The sequence below is a fragment of the Streptomyces sp. NBC_01431 genome (assembly GCF_036231355.1).
In the GTDB taxonomy this organism is placed as follows: domain Bacteria; phylum Actinomycetota; class Actinomycetes; order Streptomycetales; family Streptomycetaceae; genus Streptomyces.
The window spans coordinates 961847-976620 of sequence record NZ_CP109496.1 but is presented as its reverse complement, the minus strand read 5'-3'; the positions used below and the strand labels follow the sequence as shown (position 1 = coordinate 976620).

Here is a 14774-nt window from a genome sequence, read left to right as displayed (position 1 = left end):
CGGGCGAATGATGGCCCAGCCCGGACGGGCGCCTGTCGCCGGCGTCCCTCACCTCACCTTCCGCCGGTGCTCCGCCCCCGATCGAGGGCCGAACGGTCCCGCGCCCGGACCGACCGGGCCAGGGAGCGTGCCTCGCCCGAACGGCGGCGGCCGGACAGGGACCTTTGGTCCCGGGCCAGCCCCTTGCGGCCCTCTTTCCGAGACGTCCGCGGATGCCAGCGTTGAGCTGACCGGCGGTCGGCACTCGATGAGGAGAAGGCCATGAACGACAGCATCACGGGTGAAGTGCGATCCGGCCCGGTCGTCGTAGGGGTCGACGGCTCCGATCACGCCTTCGCGGCGGCGCTCTGGGCAGCGGACGAGGCTGTGCGGCTCGCACGTCCCCTGCACCTCGTCCACGCGACGGACACCGACGGCCGGGAAGCCTTCATCATGGAGAACGAGGTCCGCCGTTTCTGCGCCGAGGGCCGTGAACTGCTCGATGACACGGCTGCGGCCGTGAGCGAGCGCTGCCCCGGCCTGGCCGTCACCACGCAGCTCAGCCGCAGGGGGCCCGTCCCCACCCTGCACGGTGCGGCTTCCGACGACGGCATCATCGTGGTCGGCAACCGGGGCCTCGGCGGATTCAACTCCCTGCTGCTGGGATCGGTCGGACTGAAGGTCGCGGCTGGTGCGAGGACGGCCGTGATCGTGGTGCGAGGTGCCACGGAGACGGCCGGGGCGGGGCCGGTGCTGGTGGGCGTGCGGGACGAACACGACCTCGTCTGTGCGCGGCACGCCGCTCGCGAAGCCGCAGCCCGTAAGTCGGAGCTGCGCATCCTCCACATCGGGAACGTTCTGCATCCGGTCGGTGATGTCGCGGCCATGCTCGACGACGTGAACGAGCCGGCCCCGGGCCGCATGGGCAGCGTCGTCGTGGTGGCCGACCTGATCCGGGAGGAGTTCCCCGATCTCTCCCTGCGCGTCGATGCCGAATCGAGCCCCTCGGTGGCGGCCGTCCTCGTGGAAGCATCGAACCACGCCGATCTTCTGGTGATGGGAGGCAAACGGTCTCCCGGGCACATCGGCCCCAACCTCGGGCGGGCGACGCACAGTCTCATCCACCATGCACACTGCCCGGTGGAGCTCATACCCCGGCGAGACGCGGGGCACCGGAGTACGCCGTGACGGACATCGCGGAGGGGCGTACCTCGCTGTCGGCATCGACCCGTTCTTCACCGGCCGGGCGGCTCTCGCCTGGGCGGTGGACCAGGCCCACCGTCCGGCCGGCTGAGCGAGCCCGGTGTCGTCCTGGCGGAAGCCGCATACGGGGCTGGGGTGTGATCGGGGGCGACCGGCCCGGGGCAACAGCCTGCAACAGGGCCGTCGTTGGGGCCCGATCGGGCTCAATGGCGAGGCTCGTCGTGCTCGGCCACCTGGGCCGCGATCACAGCCGCCTGAACTCGACGGTCGACGCCCAGCTTGGAAAGCAGCCGGGAAATGTGGTTCTTGACGGTCTTCTCGGACAGATAGAGCCGTCCCGCGATCTGTCGATTGGTGAGCCCCTCACCAATGAGTTCGAGGACGGAGAGTTCCCGCTCGGACAGTGCGGCCAGCCGTACGTCCTCGGGCGGCTTGTCCTCCTCGGTGTCCCGCAGGGAGTGCATGAGCCGGGCCGTCGTGGCGGGATCGAGCATGGACTGGCCTGTCGCCACCGTACGGACGGCGGAGACCAGATCGGCCCCCTTGATCTGCTTCAGCACATACCCCGCCGCCCCCGCCATGATCGCGTCGAGAAGAGCGTCCTCGTCGTCGAAGGACGTGAGCATCAGACAGGCCAGCTCCGGCATGCGTGACCGCAGCTCGCGGCACACCGTGATGCCGTCACCGTCGGGAAGCCGGACATCGAGCACCGCCACATCCGGCCGCAGGGCGGGCCCCCGGGCCAGTGCCTGCTCGGCTGTCGACGCCTCGCCGACCACCTCGATCCCGGGCTCCGCGTCCAGGAGGTCGTGCAGTCCCCGTCGGACGACCTCGTGGTCGTCGAGGATGAACACCCGGACTAGTGGTTGCGGTGATCCTTCTGGTGTCTCGGACATCCCTGCCCCTGGCGTTGGCTCAAGCCTCAGCAGCATTGTCCCAGCACCGGGCGGAAAACACCTGCCGAGCGACCGTGAGGGGACGAGCGGCGCAGGGCGGTCTCAGGCGGTTGCACCGCCGGAAACCTCCTCGCCCTCCGTACGCATGCGTACGTCGACGACGCCTTCCACAGCGAGGACGGCCCGCGCCAGCAGGGGCACGAGCGCACGGTCGCCGCGGCGGCCGATGCCAAGGGTGACCACGCCATCCTCGACCGAGCAATCGACGTGTACGGGGAGCGTCAGCTCGCCGAGGACCGCGCCCCGGACCTCGTGCTCGATCTCGGCGTCCGGCCGCAGGAACACCTTCAGGAGGTCACCGCGGCTGACCACGCCTTCCAGCATTCCCACGTCATTGACCACGGGAAGCCGCTTCACGCCCTTGCGCGCCATGATGCGGGCGGCCTCGGACACCGTGGCGGCCGGATGCACGGTGACGGCCGGGGTTGACATGAGGTCCTCGGCCAGGACGGCAGCGGCCTTGACGGTCTCCCCGGCCCGGTCCAGCGGCGCCGGGTCCGCACCCCGAAACTGCTCCTTGACCAGCAGGTCTGCTTCCGACACCACGCCGACGACACGACCCTCGCCCTCCAGGACCGGCAGGGCGCTGACCTTCCACTGGTTCATCACCTCGACGATCTCCTTGTAGGAAGCCCTGCGGCCCACGGCCACGGCCGTGTGGGTCATGACATCACTGACGGTGTACTGGGATGCGGGCATCGCTGACTCCTCGTGCATCGGGCCCGTCGGCAAGCGTCACAGAGTCTTGCCGCTTCCATAGGGGGCGAACCGGTCGAGCAGCCGGACCCTCGCGGAGGTGAGCCGACGGGCGAGGACCTGCCCCACCCAGTGATTGACATCGGCGCTGAAGGCGGGGTCGGCGTCCATCAGCAGGCGAACCGCCGCCGCGTCGAACTCGTGGGTGCGCAGGAGGGTCTCCGCACCCGCACCCAGATGCCACTGGTGGGGCGGGAACAGCCAGGACCAGCCGACGAGTTCATCGCGACCGAGGCGGTCCACCACGGTCGCCTGTCGGCCAGGCACGTGGACGTCCAGTGCGACGATGCCCGACCGCACGATCCAGAACCGGTCGGCCCGGCCCCCCTCGTTGAACAGGCGCGTCCCGGCGGGAAAGTCGACTTCGCGGGCAAGCTCCATCAGGCGCGTGCGGTGATCCGTCGACAGGGTGGCTGTCATGCGGGTCCGGGACAGGGCGCTCATGGTGGCCTCCTCCGTTGTTCCTGCTCCGAGTCTCCGGCGTGACAGGCGCGTGGGGGGAGGGCCGACCGGTCCACTTTCGCGGCTGGACGGACCCGGTGGCGCAGGCGGCTCGCATACGTGTGGCGCCCACCCATCACGGCAGAGTTGTGTCAGAACCGGAAACTTCGCGACAACGCCCTCGCGCGGCACCCGATGGATGCTGAAATGCGCCATGCAACCGGGCCCTGAGCAAGCACCGTCACGCATGATCTCCGTGACCGAGGAGCCTTTCCGAGCGCTACTGGAGGCGGCCCCGGACGCGATGGTGATCGTGGACGACGCCGGCGTGATCCGTCTGGTCAACGCGCAGACGGAGACACTGTTCGGCTACCCGCGCAACGAGTTGCTCGGCCGCCCGATCGAGATCCTGGTGCCGCAACGGTTCCGGGCCCAGCATCCTGGCCACCGCATGGGCTACTCCGCCAACCAGCAAGTCCGTCCCATGGGCGCCGACCTGGAACTGTACGGACTGCGCCGCGACGGGGCGGAGTTCCCGGTCGAAATCAGCATCAGCCCGCTACAGACCCCCGACGGACTCCTGATCTCCGCCGCGGTGCGCGACGTGAGCGAACGCAAGGCCGCCGAGGCACGCTTCCGGGCCCTGCTGGAAGCCGCACCGGACGCCATCGTGATCGTCGACGACGCCGGCACCATTCAACTGGTCAACGCGCAGACCGAGGCCCTGTTCGGCCATCAGCGCGAAGAACTCCTGGGACGCCAGGTCGAGATACTGGTCCCGCAGCGGTTCCACCACCACCACCCCACCCACCGCCACGGCTATGTCGACAACCGGCGTGTTCGCCCCATGGGCGCCGGCCTCGACCTCTACGGGGTACGCCGGGACGGGGTCGAGTTCCCGGTCGAGATCAGCCTCAGCCCACTGGAGACCCCGGAGGGGACTCTGGTGTCCGCGGCCATTCGCGACGTCAGCGAGCGCAAGAAGGCCGAGGCCCAACTGGCCGAGTTGTACGAGCAGCAGCGTCACGTCGCCCTGACCCTGCAACGGAGCCTGATGGGCTCACCGGCCGCCCTCCCCGGCATCGACACCTCCAGCCGCTACTTCCCCGCCCGCCAGGGCCTGGGCGTGGGCGGCGACTGGTTCGACCTGATCGCCCTGGGCGGTGGCCGCGTCGGGGTACTGATCGGCGACGTCATGGGCCGCGGCCTGGAGGCGGCGGCCGTCATGGGACAGCTGCGCTCCGCCTCCCATGCCCTGGCCAAGACCGGCATGCCGCCCTGGCAGCTGATGCGCGCCCTCGACGCCGTCGTCAGCGAGCTGCCCGACCAACTCGTCACCTGCTGCTACCTGATCCTGGACCCGGACGAGAGCACCCTGACGGTGTGCTCGGCCGGTCACCTTCCCGTGCTGCTCGCCGAACCCACCGGGCAGGTCCGCAGACTGCCCGTTCCCGTCAGTGTTCCCCTGGGCGTCGGCGAGGTGCCGCACCAGGAGACCCGGCTGACGGTGCCCCCGGCCTCGGTTCTGGCGCTCTACACCGACGGCCTGGTGGAGACCCCCACCAGCGACATCGGAGCGCAGATCGACGCCCTCACCGTCGCGCTGGAAAAATCCATCGCCGACGCCCCATGCCTGGAACAGGCCGCCGACTCCGTACTCGCCTCCCTGCTGCCCGGTCCCCAGGACTACGCGGACGACGTGACCCTGTTGCTCGTCCGCATCCCTTCCGCGCCGCCGACCGCCGTCTCCGCCTGCCTGCCGGCACAACCGGTCAGCGTGGGCGAGGGGCGTCGCTTCCTGCGCCGCACCCTGGAAGCCTGGAACTGCGAGGACCTGATCGACACCGCCTGCCTGCTCGCCTCCGAACTGCTCTCCAACTCGGTCCGCCACGCCTGCGAGCCACTGCGGCTGAGGCTGCGGCGCGCCAGGGACGAACTCAACGTCGAGGTGAGCGACGGCAGTCCGGTCCTGCCCCAGGCGAGGACGGCGGCCCTCGACGAGGAGTCCGGCCGGGGGCTGGCGCTCCTCGATCAACTGGCCACATCGTGGGGAACCGTCCCCACCCAGGAAGGCAAGGCCGTGTGGTTCGCGCTGCCCCTTCCCGCGCCCGTCCGACAAGGGGAGGGCGGCGGGTTACATGCGGGTAGGTAGCGCTACGGCTGCCCTTGCCCGACACCTTCGTTCGCTACCCTGCGCCGGATTCGGCGGCGGGGATGGCGGAGGGACGAGAGATGGGCACGGACGAAGGCCCGGCGGGCGCGAGCGAGTTGCAGCGCCGTTTGGGGTTGAACGACGCGGTGATGATCGGGCTGGGCTCGATGATCGGCGCCGGGATCTTCGCCGCGCTGGGTCCGGCGGCCGGCGCCGCCGGTTCCGGGCTCCTGCCCGCACTGGCACTGGCCGCCGTAGTGGCGTACTGCAACGCGACGTCGTCGGCCCGGCTCGCCGCCCGGTATCCCATGTCCGGCGGCACGTATGTCTACGGCCGCGAGCGGCTGGGCGCCTTCTGGGGATATCTCGCCGGATGGGCGTTCGTGGTGGGCAAGACCGCGTCCTGCGCTGCGATGGCCCTGACCGTCGGCAGCTATGTGTGGCCGGGCCAGACCCACGCGATTGCCGTCGGGGCCGTGGTGGCGCTGACCGCGCTCAACTACACCGGCGTCCAGAAGTCCGCGTGGCTCACTCGTGTCGTCGTGGTGATCGTCCTGGCGGTCCTCGCGGCCGTGGTGACCGCCTGCCTGACCAGTGACAGCGCCCTGGCGGTGCACCTCGGCATCGGCACGGACGTGACGGCGGGCGGGACGCTCCAGGCAGCCGGCCTGCTGTTCTTCGCCTTCGCCGGCTACGCCCGGATCGCCACACTCGGCGAAGAGGTCCGGGACCCGGCCCGCACCATCCCCCGCGCGATCCCCCTCGCGCTCGCCATCACCCTCGCCGTATACGCCACCGTGGCTGTAGGTGTGCTCGCGGTGCTGGGACCGAACCGTCTCGCCGGGACCGCCGCGCCGCTCGCCGCGGCGGTGCGTGCCGCCGGTGTCGCGGGGCTGGTTCCCGCTGTGCGGGCCGGAGCGGCGCTCGCAGCGCTGGGCTCGCTCCTCGCCCTGATCCTCGGTGTCTCACGCACCGCCTACGCCATGGCCCGCGACCGTCACCTCCCGCACGTTCTGGCCGCGGTCCATCCCCGCTTCCAGGTGCCCCACCGCGCCGAACTGGCCGTCGGCGGCGTGGTCGTGGTTCTGGCCGCCGTAACCGATGTCCGCGGTGCGATCGGCTTCTCCTCCTTCGGAGTGCTGGCCTACTACGCCGTCGCCAATGTGGCGGCGTGGACCCTCGCCCCCGACGAAGGGCGCCCGCCCTTGCTCATCCCCGTGATCGGCCTGACGGGATGCGCCGCCCTCGCGTTCGCCCTTCCGCCGACCGCCGTGGTTTGGGGCGCCATCGTCCTCGCACTCGGTGCCGGCCTGTACGGCGTGCGGAAGACGAGGGCAGGCGGGCAGGGACGCTGATTCACGGGCGGCGGCCGGGCCAGGGCGCACGGCAACCCCGTCGGGGGCCGACCGGGTCCTCCGGCGGGGCCCACTCGGCCCCCTGCTCCTGCCCCCTCGGCACTGCGGGCCGGGCGTCGCCCGGCGGGATCGTGGAAGCCAGACGCAGCGCCGGGAGCCGCGCCGGACCGATGACCTCCGGGATACGACGCCGGAGCCGCGTGGCAAGGCAGACAGAATCGGAGAATCGCCATGGCCTCGAAGCGGGTACTGGTCGCCTACGGCACCAAGCACGGAGCCACCGCCGGCATCGCCGCGCAGATCGGCGCGACCCTTCGCGAGGACGGCCTCGACGCGGTCGTCGTCCCGGCCGACGACGTGGACGACGTGCGTGGCTACGACGCCGTGGTGCTGGGCGGAGCCCTGTACGCCGGACACTGGAGCCGCAAGGCCAAGCGCTGCGCCGAACGCAACGCCCATTATCTGCAGCACCGGCCGGTCTGGCTGTTCAGCAGTGGTCCCCTGGATCACTCCGCGGAGGAGCGCGACATTGCGCCGGTACGGGCGGTCGCGCAACAGATGGAGCGACTGGGCGCACGCCAGCACGTCACCTTCGGCGGCAGCATCACGGAGAACACGCCCGGCCTCGCCGCCAAGATGCTGGCCCGCGCGGGCAAGGCGGGCGACTACCGCGAACCCGAGCGGATCCGCACGTGGGCCCACCACATCAGCGCCGAACTCACCGGTCCGCAGTAGGGACACGACGGGCTGAACTGCGGAGGTACGCGATGTTCGAGAAGCATCCCGACGCAGGCACGTCACGGTTGCGCTGCCAGCGCTCGGGATCGGCGGACTCGAAGCCGTGGGTCTCAAGGTCGCACTCGACCATGACCCACAGGCCGAGTTCGTCGCACAGGTCGAGGAACGCGGGATGCGGCGGGTAGTGCGCGGTGCGCACGGCGTTAATGTTGTGCCGCTTCATCAACTCCACGTCGCGGCGCATGACTTCGAGGGATACGGCACGGCCGTGATCGGGATCGAACTCGTGCCGGTTCACGCCGCGCAGCACCACCCGGCGACCGTTGACCCGGAGCACCCCGGTCTCGTCGACGGCCACGCTGCGGAACCCGACCCGCACCCGGACCCGCTCGCTGCCGGTGGCCACGTAGGCCTCGTGCGAAGCACGGCCGGAGTGCCCGCCCAGGTGGCGGGCAGGTCGAAGGTCCGGCGGTAGTCCCCGGTCTCGTTCTCGTCCGGGACGAAGGGCGGGTCGAGCGGTATGGGGTAGGCGATGTTGACGTAGATGGGCCGGCCGTGGCCGTGCAGTTGCCAGTGCGAGGGGACGTGAAGGGCATCCCAGGAGCTGTCGTCGAAGTCCGGGGCTTCGAAGCCGTCCGGTTCCGGGCGCAGGACGGGCGAGAACCGGAACGCCCAGTCCCCGTTGAGGTCGACCCTGGGCGCGTCGGAGTCCAGGGCTGCACGCGGCGCGGCCCTGCCGTGGCCGGGTGCGCAGTCCTCGAAATAGCGCGCGGACATGCGGAATCCTCCGGCAGCCGTAGGTGATGCGGGCGACCGTACTATCGAAGGCGTGTTGCGGGAAGCGCCGCCATGACACGGGCCGCTCCAGGGCGCGCGGCCCGTCGAGGCCGTCGGGGAGGCGCGACCACGTCGCCGCGCAGGGTGCCGCTGGTGGGCTGTACTGCCGCGGATTTCGCGCGGCCTTCGGGAGTCGGTCCAGCGGTGGCTGATTCTCCGTGGTCACGGCGTGGTGGGTGGCCTCGCCCTCCGTCGGGGAGGGGGCGCGGGCGGTCTGCGCGTGCGGGACGTCGAAGGTGACCACGGTGTCGGCCGGTCGGTTCGGCGAACATCAGGGCCGCGAGACGGTGATCTCGCGGGCCCTATGGAGTCGACCTCGCGCGGGGCGGTGCCCAGGCCGGTGACGGTATCGCGGCGACCTCGCCGAGGGCCAGGCCGTGGACGGCACTACCATCCGCGGCGCCCACCGGCACCGCCGCCACCCGGGTGCGCCCGCTCGCCGACGACCGCGCCGCCAGTGAGCGGGCAGGCCTGCCCGGTTGTCGGTCAAGCGGCAGGCGGCAGGCAGTTGGGGGCGCGGGTGGCGAACCGGTGCGGGTCGCCGCGTCGAGGGCGTCGCCGCCGACTCGCGGAGACCCGGCGCACGGTGGCCTCAGCGCGGTCGTACGGTGCGCTGCGCGGCGACGCCCGGCGTTCTCCCGCGCGGGGGATGAGCGCTCATCCTTGCCTGCGCGCGGCCCGGACCGGGCCGTGTTAGGTGTGGAAAGTCACATGCCCGTCATGAGGACGACCACGCCGTAGCGGCCGAAGTGCCGGTGCCCGCCGGCCCCGTACGGCCTGACCTGGAGGATTGCCATGCCCGAGCTGTTCATCGCCGGCCGGTGGACGGCGGCCGCGGAAGGGGGCAAGCGGGACATCCGGTGCCCCGCGGACGGCACTCTCGTCGCCCAGGTGGACGAGGCCGGGCCGAAGGACGCGGCCGCCGCGACGGCCGCAGCCCGGGACGCCTTCGACCACGGTCCGTGGCCGCACACCTCCGTCGCCGACCGGGCCGCGCTGCTGCTCCGGGTCGCCGACCTCCTCCAGCGAGACAAGGCCGACTTCGCCAGGGCGGAGTCGCTCGACACCGGCAAGCGCCTGGTCGAGTCGGAGTACGACATGGACGACATCGCGAATTGTTTCCGCTACTTCGGCAACCTCGTCGCCGCGGGCGGCACGGACCGGATCGTCGACGCGGGCAACCCGTCCGTCGACAGCCGCATCGTCCATGAGCCGGTCGGAGTGTGCGCCCTGATCACGCCGTGGAACTACCCGCTGTTGCAGACCGCGTGGAAGGTCGCGCCCGCGCTGGCAGCGGGCAACACCTTCGTCCTCAAGCCGAGCGAGCTGACACCGCATACCGCGATCATGCTGATGAGGCTCCTCCAGGAGGCCGGGCTGCCGGACGGGGCCGCCAACCTCGTGCTCGGCTCCGGGGCCGTGGTCGGCGCGCCGCTGACCGTGGACGAGCGGGTCGACCTGGTCTCCTTCACCGGCGGGCTCTCCACCGGCCGGAGCATCATGGCGGCCGCCGCCGCCACCGTGAAGAAGGTGGCCCTTGAGCTCGGCGGCAAGAACCCCAACATCGTCTTCGCCGACGCGCACTTCGAGACCGCTGTCGACTACGCGCTCATGGCCGTCTTCCTGCATTCGGGGCAGGTCTGCTCGGCCGGTGCCCGGCTCCTCGTGGAGGACGAGCTGCACGACCGCTTCGTCGACGAACTCGCCGCGCGCGCCCGGCAGATCCGCATGGGCGGCCCCTTCGACGAGCACGCCCGCACCGGACCGCTCATCTCGGCCGGACACCGCGACAAGGTCGAGGCGTACGTCGCCGCCGGTGTCGCGGAGGGTGCCGTGCTGCGGCTCGGCGGCGCCCGGCCCGACGATCCCGCGCTCGCGAACGGCTTCTACTACCCGCCCACCATCCTCGACGAGTGCACCCCGCAGATGTCCGTCGTCCAGGACGAGTCGTTCGGACCGGTCGTGACGGTGGAGCGGTTCCGTGGCGAGGCCGAGGCGGTGGCGCTCGCGAACGACACCGTCTACGGCCTGGCGGGAGCGGTGTGGACGACGGACCAGAGCAGGGCGCACCGGGTGGCCGCCGCCCTGCGGGTCGGCACGGTCTGGATCAACGACTTCCACCCCTACGTCCCGCAGGCCGAGTGGGGCGGCATGAAGCAGTCCGGCGTGGGTCGCGAACTGGGCCCCTCCGGACTCGCCGAATACACCGAGGCCAAGCACGTCTGGCGCAACACGGCGCCCGAACCGCAGCGCTGGTTCGACTGACCGCCGCCCTGCCCACCTGCCCGTACGGAACGAGGAGATTGCCATGGCGGACACCCCGGCAGGTCCGGAGGGACCGGTCGCGAGCGCGCCCTCCGACCACGACGCGGCGCTCACCGAGCTGGGCTACAAGCCAGGCCTCAAACGGACGCTCGGCAACTTCCACACCTTCGCCGCCGGGATCAGCTACATCTCCATCCTGACCGGCACCTTCCAGCTGTTCTACTTCGGCGTCAGCTTCGGCGGGCCCGCCTACTGGTGGTCCTGGCCGATGGTCTTCCTCGGCCAGCTGATGGTGGCCCTGTGCTTCTGCGAACTCGCCGCCCGGTTCCCCGTCGCGGGCTCGGTCTACAACTGGTCCAAGCACTGCGGCGGTCCGCACACCGGCTGGCTCGCGGGCTGGATGATGACGGTCGCGACGATGGTGTCGCTGGCCGCCGTCGCCCTCGCCTACCAGCTGACGCTCCCTCAGATCTCTAGTTTCTTCCAGGTGGTCGGCGATGGCACGGGCAAGTACGACGCGGCCGCCAACGCGGTCCTGCTCGGCACGATCCTGATCCTGTTCACCACCCTGGTCAACGCGTTCGGCGTCAAACTGATGGCCACCATCAACTCCGGCGGCGTCTTCATTGAACTGATCGCGGCTGTCGTCCTGGTGGTGCTGCTCGGCGCGAACATCACCCGCGGTCCGAGCGCCATCCTGCAGACCCACGGCTACGGACAGGGGCAGCCGCTCGGCTACTTCGGCGCGTTCCTGACCGCCTCGCTCGCCTCGGCGTACGTGATGTACGGCTTCGACACCGCCTCCTCGCTCGGCGAGGAGTCCATCGACCCCGCCCGCAACGCACCCCGCGCCATCCTGCGCGCACTGGTCGCCTCGTTCCTCATCGGCGGGCTGATCCTCCTCTTCGCGTTGCTGGCCGCCCCCGACCTGCACGCCAAAGAGCTGTCCGTGGACGGTTTGCAGTACGTGGTGAAGGCCGTGCTCGGCCATACGATCGGCGTGGTCGTGCTGTGGTGCGTCGTCATCGCCATCACCGTGTGCGCGCTGTCCGTGCAGACGGCGGGGCTGCGGCTGGCGTTCGCGATGGCCCGGGACAACAACCTGCCGGGCGGCTCGAAACTGGCCAGGCTCAGCCCGAGATTCCAGACCCCGGTGCTGGCCACGTGTCTGATCGGGATCGTGGCCGTCGTCATCCTCGTCGTCAACATCAACCAGCCGCAGATCTTCTCCGTCGTCACCAGCATCGCCATCGTGATGATCTACATCGCCTATCTGCTGGTGACGCTGCCGCTGCTGGTACAGCGGCTGCGCGGCCGTTGGAGCCCGGCCCCCGGCAGCTTCTCGCTGGGCCGGTTCGGGATTCCGGTCAACATCCTGGCCGTGCTCTGGGGCGCCGCGATGACCGTCAATCTGCTGTGGCCGCGCGCCGCGGTCTACAACGCCACTGGACCGCAGCACTGGTATCTGCGGTGGGGCGGCGTCCTGTTCGTCGGTGCCGTCAGCGTCGGAGGCTTCCTCTACTACTGGTTCGTCCAGCGCAAGCAGACCGGCGTGCTCGCCGAGCACGCCGTGGGCGAGGTGCCCGAACCGATGGCCCACGGCGGACCGTAGCAGCGCACACCCAACCCACGAGAAGGAGCTGACGTGGACGAGTTCGACTATGTGGTGGTCGGCGGCGGCACCGCCGGGTGCGTCGTCGCCGCCCGGCTGAGCGAGGACCCGTCGGTCACGGTGTGCCTCCTGGAAGCGGGGCCCAGCGACGTCGGCGACGACAACGTCCTGCGCCTGGAGCGCTGGATGGGCCTGCTGGAGTCCGGGTACGACTGGGACTACCCCGTCGAACCGCAGGAGCGCGGCAACAGCTTCATGCGGCACGCCCGCGCCCGGGTCCTCGGCGGCTGTTCCTCGCACAACTCCTGCATCGCCTTCTGGGCTCCCGCGGAGGACCTGGATGCCTGGGCCGCCGCCGGTTGTACCGGGTGGGGCGCGGCCGACACCTTTCCGCTCTACCGGCGCCTGGAGACCAACGACGGACCCGGCGACCACCACGGCCGCACCGGCCCCGTCAAGATCCGTACCGTCAAGCCCGACGACCCGTGCGGCACCGCCGTGCTCAACGCGTGCGCGCAGGCCGACATCCCCGTCACCTCGTTCAATACCGGCACGACCGTCGTGCGGGGTGCGGGCTGGTTCCAGATCAACTCCGACGAGAACAACATGCGTCAGTCCTCGTCCGTCGCCTATCTGCACCCCGTGCTCGGCAAGCGCCCGAATCTGGAAGTGCGAACCGGGATCCGGGCCCAGCGGCTGCTGATCGACGCCCAGCGACGCTGCACGGGCGCCGCCTACCTCGCACCGGACCTGATCCACTCCCATACGGTCACCGCGAGACGCGAGACGATCGTCAGCTGCGGCGCGATCGACACCCCCAAGCTGCTGATGCTCTCGGGCATCGGGCCGGCCGGGCAGCTGCGGGGAGTGGGCGTGGACGTGGTCCTGGACGCGCCGGGCGTGGGCGAGAACCTCCAGGACCACCCGGAGGGAGTGATCATGTGGGAAGCCCGGCAGCCCATGGTGACCACGTCCCAGCAGTGGTGGGAGATCGGCATCTTCGTCGACACCCAACCGGGCCTGGACCGGCCCGACTTGATGTTCCACTACGGCTCTATGCCGTTCGACATGAACACCTACCGGCGCGGCTACCCGACGAGCGAGAACGCGTTCTGCCTCACGCCGAACGTCACCCGAGCCCGCTCGCGCGGCACCGTGCGGCTGCGCACCCGCGACTTCCGTGACAAGCCGCGCGTCGACCCGCGCTACTTCACGCACGAGCACGACGTACGGGTGATGACGTACGGGCTTCGGCTCGCCCGCGAGATCGCCGCGCAGCCGGCGCTGGCGTCGTGGGCGGGCGCCGAACTCGCCCCCGGCCCGGACGTACGCACCGACGACGAGTTGCTCGACTACATCGCCACCACCCACAACACCGTCTACCACCCCGCCTGCACGGTGAAGATGGGCGCCGACGACGACGCGAGCGCCCCGTTGGACGCTCGCCTGCGGGTCAAGGGCATCGAGAACCTGCGGGTCGCCGACGGCTCCGCGATGCCCGATCTGGTCACCGTCAATCCGTGCATCACGACGATGATGATCGGCGAGAAGTGCGCCGACATGCTCAAGGAGGACGCCAAGGGGTGACCAACTGGCGTGAGGGAAGAGCGAGTTCGGGGCATGTCCCGGGACGGCGACGTCGAGACCGAGCGCCACGGTGGACCCCGTCGGCGGTGGCGCTCGCTCTCGCGGCCGATCAGCGTGGATCAGCCCGGCTGTGCCGGGGTGGACGGCGCGATGGCGGGGACGCCGCGGGCCGTGACGAGGCGGGCGCTGCCCTGCGCGAGTTGGTAGGACAGGCCGACGATGCCGGTGTGGCCGGAGTCGAGTTGGTCGGCCAGCACTCGGGAGCGTTCGAGCAGGCGGTCCACCGTGTGCTGCACGTGCGCGTCGATCAGGTCGCTGTCGGTGTGCAGCCCCGCGGCACGGGCGGCGAGCACGCTCGGGGTGACCCGCTCGACGATGTCCCGGACGTATCCGGTGGCCGACAGCCCGTCTTCGACGGCGGCGCGTGCCGCCGCGACGGCGCCGCACGAGTCGTGGCCGAGGACGACGACGAGGCGGCAGTCGAGCACGGCCGTGCCGTACTCGATGCTGCCGAGGACTTCCGGGCCGAGTACGTGGCCGGCGGTCCGGACCACGAACAGGTCACCGAGCCCCTGGTCGAAGATGATCTCGGCAGCGAGCCGTGAGTCCGAGCATCCCAGCAGTACCGCGAAGGGTCGTTGGGCCGGTGCGAGCTGGGCCCGCCTTGCGGCGTCCTGGTTGGGGTGCTCCGGGCCCCCGGCAACGAAGCGCCGGTTCCCGGAGAGGAGGGACTCAAGGGCCTGGCCAGGAGAGACAGGGGTGGATGCCATGACGGAAGCGTAATCCGGAGTTGAGCGCGGGCCCACCGGAGGCCATGTGACCGGACCGGCACGATCGCGATCCACGGCGTGGCCGACGACGGATCGGCGGAGCCGGTCAACACGGCGGTCGCT

11 protein-coding genes and 1 pseudogene are annotated in these 14774 nt (G+C 70.7%); 7 read left to right on the top strand and 5 right to left on the bottom strand.

Features of this window, described 5'->3' with window-relative positions; genetic code table 11:
- The first annotated feature begins 261 nt into the window (after nucleotides 1-261).
- The gene (locus tag OG522_RS04705) at nucleotides 262-1167 is read left to right on the top strand and encodes a universal stress protein (protein ID WP_329461645.1); all 906 of its coding nucleotides are present in this window, start codon (nucleotides 262-264) and stop codon (nucleotides 1165-1167) included.
- A gap of 218 nt (nucleotides 1168-1385) precedes the next feature.
- Here OG522_RS04705 and OG522_RS04700 read toward each other — a convergent pair whose 3' ends face one another.
- The 3 genes from OG522_RS04700 to OG522_RS04690 form a co-directional block, all read right to left on the bottom strand.
- Nucleotides 1386-2078 carry a response regulator transcription factor gene (locus tag OG522_RS04700; RefSeq protein WP_329461644.1) on the bottom strand — a complete coding sequence of 231 codons (693 nt, stop codon included), beginning with the start codon at nucleotides 2076-2078 and terminating at the stop codon, nucleotides 1386-1388.
- 102 nt (nucleotides 2079-2180) lie between these two features.
- Entirely contained in the window at nucleotides 2181-2837 is a 657-nt protein-coding gene (locus OG522_RS04695; protein WP_329461643.1) for a CBS domain-containing protein, read from the bottom strand.
- Nucleotides 2838-2873: 36 nt separating this feature from the next.
- Entirely contained in the window at nucleotides 2874-3338 is a 465-nt protein-coding gene (locus OG522_RS04690) for a cyclic nucleotide-binding domain-containing protein (RefSeq protein WP_329461642.1), read from the bottom strand.
- A gap of 244 nt (nucleotides 3339-3582) precedes the next feature.
- Between OG522_RS04690 and OG522_RS04685 the strand changes: the two genes are divergently transcribed.
- The 3 genes from OG522_RS04685 to OG522_RS04675 all read left to right on the top strand — a co-directional run bounded on the left by OG522_RS04685 (nucleotide 3583) and on the right by OG522_RS04675 (nucleotide 7577).
- Complete coding sequence (locus OG522_RS04685) at nucleotides 3583-5487, top strand: PAS domain S-box protein (RefSeq protein ID WP_443074660.1); 1905 nt, start codon at nucleotides 3583-3585, stop codon at nucleotides 5485-5487.
- An 80-nt stretch (nucleotides 5488-5567) separates the two neighbouring features.
- Entirely contained in the window at nucleotides 5568-6842 is a 1275-nt protein-coding gene (locus tag OG522_RS04680) for an APC family permease (RefSeq protein ID WP_329461640.1), read from the top strand.
- A gap of 231 nt (nucleotides 6843-7073) precedes the next feature.
- Nucleotides 7074-7577, top strand: coding sequence for a flavodoxin domain-containing protein (locus OG522_RS04675; RefSeq protein WP_329461639.1), 504 nt, complete (start codon nucleotides 7074-7076; stop codon nucleotides 7575-7577).
- Between the two features lie 73 nt (nucleotides 7578-7650).
- Here OG522_RS04675 and OG522_RS04670 read toward each other — a convergent pair.
- Nucleotides 7651-8357: pseudogene (locus OG522_RS04670) on the bottom strand (glycoside hydrolase family 2 TIM barrel-domain containing protein); the annotation flags it as partial.
- A gap of 855 nt (nucleotides 8358-9212) precedes the next feature.
- On the opposite strand from OG522_RS04670, the gene OG522_RS04665 reads away from it, so the two are divergent.
- From OG522_RS04665 to OG522_RS04655, 3 genes are read left to right on the top strand one after another with little or no spacing between them, the layout of a single operon-like run.
- Nucleotides 9213-10682, top strand: a complete 1470-nt coding sequence (locus tag OG522_RS04665; RefSeq protein WP_329461638.1) for an aldehyde dehydrogenase family protein — start codon at nucleotides 9213-9215, stop codon at nucleotides 10680-10682.
- Between the two features lie 43 nt (nucleotides 10683-10725).
- Nucleotides 10726-12294 (top strand): APC family permease, encoded by a 1569-nt coding sequence (locus tag OG522_RS04660; RefSeq protein ID WP_329461637.1) that lies wholly within the window; start codon nucleotides 10726-10728, stop codon nucleotides 12292-12294.
- A gap of 33 nt (nucleotides 12295-12327) precedes the next feature.
- Nucleotides 12328-13881: a GMC family oxidoreductase gene (locus OG522_RS04655; protein WP_329461636.1), complete on the top strand. Its 1554-nt coding sequence runs from the start codon at nucleotides 12328-12330 to the stop codon at nucleotides 13879-13881.
- A gap of 119 nt (nucleotides 13882-14000) precedes the next feature.
- On the opposite strand, the gene OG522_RS04650 is transcribed toward OG522_RS04655, so the two are convergent.
- Complete coding sequence (locus tag OG522_RS04650; protein WP_329461635.1) at nucleotides 14001-14651, bottom strand: carbonic anhydrase; 651 nt, start codon at nucleotides 14649-14651, stop codon at nucleotides 14001-14003.
- Nucleotides 14652-14774 lie beyond the last annotated feature (123 nt).